At 55.2% G+C, this 3,803-nt stretch carries 6 protein-coding genes; 3 read left to right on the forward strand and 3 right to left on the reverse strand.

The features are described from left to right. The first annotated feature begins 313 nt into the window (after positions 1–313). Both ACWVCN_RS02370 and sigZ read left to right on the forward strand, forming a co-directional pair. Entirely contained in the window at positions 314–757 is a 444-nt protein-coding gene (locus ACWVCN_RS02370; RefSeq protein WP_455243909.1) for an ArsI/CadI family heavy metal resistance metalloenzyme, read from the forward strand. A 71-nt stretch (positions 758–828) separates the two neighbouring features. Further along, on the forward strand, positions 829–1,401 hold the full coding sequence (sigZ, locus tag ACWVCN_RS02375) for an RNA polymerase sigma factor SigZ (protein WP_455243910.1): 573 nt from the start codon (positions 829–831) through the stop codon (positions 1,399–1,401). A 173-nt stretch (positions 1,402–1,574) separates the two neighbouring features. On the opposite strand, the gene ACWVCN_RS02380 is transcribed toward sigZ, so the two are convergent. Both ACWVCN_RS02380 and ACWVCN_RS02385 read right to left on the reverse strand, forming a co-directional pair. Beyond that, entirely contained in the window at positions 1,575–1,763 is a 189-nt protein-coding gene (locus ACWVCN_RS02380; protein ID WP_455243911.1) for an SHOCT domain-containing protein, read from the reverse strand. Positions 1,764–1,948: 185 nt separating this feature from the next. Beyond that, the gene (locus ACWVCN_RS02385; protein ID WP_455243912.1) at positions 1,949–2,116 is read right to left on the reverse strand and encodes a hypothetical protein; all 168 of its coding nucleotides are present in this window, start codon (positions 2,114–2,116) and stop codon (positions 1,949–1,951) included. A 357-nt stretch (positions 2,117–2,473) separates the two neighbouring features. On the opposite strand from ACWVCN_RS02385, the gene ACWVCN_RS02390 reads away from it, so the two are divergent. Beyond that, positions 2,474–2,815 carry a TraR/DksA family transcriptional regulator gene (locus tag ACWVCN_RS02390; RefSeq protein WP_455243913.1) on the forward strand — a complete coding sequence of 114 codons (342 nt, stop codon included), beginning with the start codon at positions 2,474–2,476 and terminating at the stop codon, positions 2,813–2,815. 26 nt (positions 2,816–2,841) lie between these two features. Here ACWVCN_RS02390 and ACWVCN_RS02395 read toward each other — a convergent pair whose 3' ends face one another. Continuing rightward, positions 2,842–3,294 (reverse strand): CBS domain-containing protein, encoded by a 453-nt coding sequence (locus tag ACWVCN_RS02395; protein ID WP_455243914.1) that lies wholly within the window; start codon positions 3,292–3,294, stop codon positions 2,842–2,844. Positions 3,295–3,803: the final 509 nt, after the last annotated feature.

The raw sequence follows: 3,803 nt of genomic DNA on the forward strand, positions 1-3,803 counted from the left end.
ACAGTCTGTCCCCTTTGTTAGCCGATGTCAACGCGGGTATCACGCGAGAATCCCAAAATGTGGTCAGGTATTGCCCTCCAACACCCCCAGCAGCCGCCACGCCCTCCGGCCGCAGTTCCCAGCGTGCATCTTGAGCTCCCCTCGCCTCTCGCCGTACCATAGATCCGCTAGACTCGGCACAGTCACTGACCCCGCTGATCCACCATCAGCGTATTACGCTTGGTTTCGGTTGTTTGCATCCTTCTCCCAACTACACCGTCTATAGAGCAGGTGAAGGCATAGTGCCTCACCGCTAACGGAAGGGAGAGAAACCATGAGACCTCATATTTCACTCGACGTTCGAGACGTACAGGCATCGGTGAAGTTCTATCAAAAGGTATTCGGGGTGGTACCACAGAAACAGACCACGGACTACGCCAAATTTGACCTGGATTCCCCTTCATTAAATCTTTCACTGCTCTCCTCCTCGGGACGTATCAGTTCAGTCAACCACCTGGGCATTGAGGTCGGTTCCCTTGAGGAAATTGCGACATGGAAACAGCGACTACAAGATCAAGGAATTATCGAACGGGCAGAAGCGAACGTCGCTTGCTGCTTCGCGAGGCAGGATAAACTCTGGGTTTCTGATCCAGACGACAACGCCTGGGAAATCTTCACTGTGCATGAACAGCTTGACGTGACGGGACCAGTTTCAAACACCGGCTGTTGTATCCCTGCGCGCCACAGCTCGGCGAATCGACATGCCACATGCGCGTGATTTGTATTTGAGAGGCCGATGCGCCGTATTATGGTGTCGTCGGCCTCCCGAAAGGCGACAGGAGTATGCCCATGACGATACCTGCGGGAATGTGGGAGCAAGTCCATAAAGGTCTTCGTGCCTTTATTTTGAAACGCGTGAGCAATGACGCTGAAGCCGACGATATTTTGCAAGACGTGTTTTTGCGAGTGCATCAACACTTGGACCAGTTGCAAGCTCCTGATCGCCTGCTCTCCTGGATGTTCCAAATAACTCGCCATGTCATCATCGATCACTATCGATCCTCGGGAAGACGCCGTGAATCTTCTGTCGGGCTTGCCGCTGACCTGGAAGGAGCCGCTTCATCTGACTTGCTAGAAACGATGCCCAACGAAATTAGGACGGAGCTGTCAGGCTGTCTTCGGCCTATGTTAGAGAAGCTGCCGCTGAAGTATCGTGAAGCAGTAAACCTGGTCGAGCTTGAAGGTCTTACAAATAAGGAAGCGGCCTCTCGTTTAGGAATTTCAGTTGCGGGCATGAAATCGCGTGTTCAACGTGGCCGTCGTCACCTTAAAAAGATGCTTGATGACTGCTGTCTGATCGAATTGGACAGTCGACGAGGCGTTTCTGATTTTGAGCTACGTCACCCTGACGCATGTCGATAATGACCAGCGCGGTGGAGTCATCTCGGACCGATCTTGGAGAAGAAAAGGGGGAGAGGAGTCTTTGATTGCTCGAAATTCTGCAACGGATCACCGTCACTGACACGCAACGTCGACATTCCCGCCACGAGCCAAACCGGGGGCTCGCGTCCTGCAATACGACAGGCTGTGGACCATCAGTGCGCGAGGTCCTGCTTCATTGACTCATATTGCTCCTTGGTGAGGTCCCCGCTGGCATAGCGCCGATCGAGGATCTGTCGCGGTGTGTCTGGCTCGCTCGTCCCTCGTCCATGCCGTCCACACATGGGGCAGGACCCATCCCACCCTGTAGACCGGCGGAAGACACCGAACACACACGTCGCCATGAACAGTATCATAAGGACTATGAACGTGAATGGTATGATCCACATCCAGCGAAATCCGCCCTCCCACGACATGTGCGGATCCATGCTTCACCCTTCGTCTAGCGTGTACGCCACCTGTTGCCCAAGAGGGACAGGACCGAGTCCCCCTGTGCCGAATCTGTTTGGTCTCCTCAAGGGAGTGCCAATTAGCCACGCGCTGCGCTGAGTCGATCCAGCTTTTGTTCCACCTTCATCAAGCTGCGGTAATTCAAGATCGACAGTGTCACCACGGTGATCATTACGCTCAGCGGGATGATGGGCATCCATGGGAACATCGGCATTTGACGCATATGTTTCATCATCGACATGGGCATGCCCGGCCACCTCCTGTTAGAGAGCTACTTTACACGGTCCTGCTTGCAGCAAGGGACGTACCAAGAGCGGTTTGGTGCGCGAAGGTCCATATTGCCGTTAACAATTCGCCTGCTAGCAAGTATTGCTCAAGAAATCCCTACGGATTCCCTGGCCCTGTTGTGTAGGGCGATGCAGCACAACCGATGCTGCCGCTGTGGCAAAAGGGAACATGGGAGCTTAGCGAGGAAGAATAAGCAGACGCCACGCCCTCCGGCCGCAGTTCCCCGCGCGTGAGAGACGCTGCTTCCGGCGCCACTTGTAGAAATTCTCCATTACGCGTAGCCTCCTTCTGATTCAACTTCCCTCGGCCACGAACGATGAACGACCAGCAACTCGAACAATTCCGCACAAGGCTGACCGCGATGCAGAGAGAACTGCGCGCCGTCAGTGAGTCTGCGGCCGAGGATGTGAAACCGGTGGAACTCGATCAATCGAGCGTCGGGCGTGTTTCCCGCATGGACGCGATGCAGGCTCAGCAAATGTCACTGGAAACCGCACGCAGGCGCGAGCAACTCCTGGTGAAAATTGAAGGCGCATTGCGTCGGATCGAATCCGGTCGATTCGGCCCCTGTTTTCAATGCGGCGAGGACATCGACCTTCGGCGTCTCGATGCTGACCCGACCATTACACGATGCCGTGATTGCATCGAGAGCCCCTGAATACATGTAGGCGCCCGACGGGCCGCTCAGCCCCGCATGCCCTTCTCAAAGAACAGCCCTCGATTGATATCGCCGATACTGAGCATTCCGACCAGCAGTCCCTTTTCCACGACGGGAATTCGCCGGAAATTTTTCAGCCCCATATAGGATGCCGCTTCCAGAACCGGAGTGTGAGGTGCTACCGTGAGAGGATTCGGACTCATGATCTCCCCCACCTTTCTGCCGAGCGCCTCAGGGTACCCCTCTTCCATCTCGACAAAATCCCTGCTGTGCACGTTGTCATGAATGTATTCGCCATAGTTGGGATAGAGTTGCAACAAGACGTCGCGCAGCGTGACAATTCCTGCGAGTCTCCCATCTTCCTCCACCACTGGAATGGCGCCGCAGTTACGGTTCATCATTCTCATTACCACCGACCGCACCGAATCCATCTTTTTGGCTGTCACAATTCCGGTTGACATAACTTCATACACCTGCACGGCCACCTCCTTCCCTCGATGCCGCGGAGAAGTTCGGCCCCCCTCCTGCGATATCATCTCCAACCCTATAAGGACGGAGAGTAGATCACCGGCCTCCTAAGACGCGCGAATCACTCGAGAGGGCTAGAGCACGGGGAACCCTTCACCAAGGTGGGAAGGGTCACCCGTGCGTGGTGATTAGGATGCCATACCGTTTCTGTGTTAGTTGATTTCAGAGGCCCGTACGAGGATGGGCGGATCAAGTCATTCCATCAGGGGGAATGAATTGGATCCCAGGAGCTTGCGTTCCTCACGTCAGCCCTGGTGCTCCACAATGGCTCATCAGTTAGGAGAGGTTCCCTCAAGCGGGAAGACAAGAGCCGATGGAGAACCGGCTAGCGTGACTGAAGAGAAGCCCGCCCGTCACTCGGCGGGCCGGAGTGGTCCGGTGGAGTCCTGTCTTCCATAGCACCCCTCCTTTCTTCGGACTGACGAAGGGAACAACGACAGCCTCGCCAGCTAAATCCCCT

The organism is Petrachloros mirabilis (assembly GCF_975968855.1).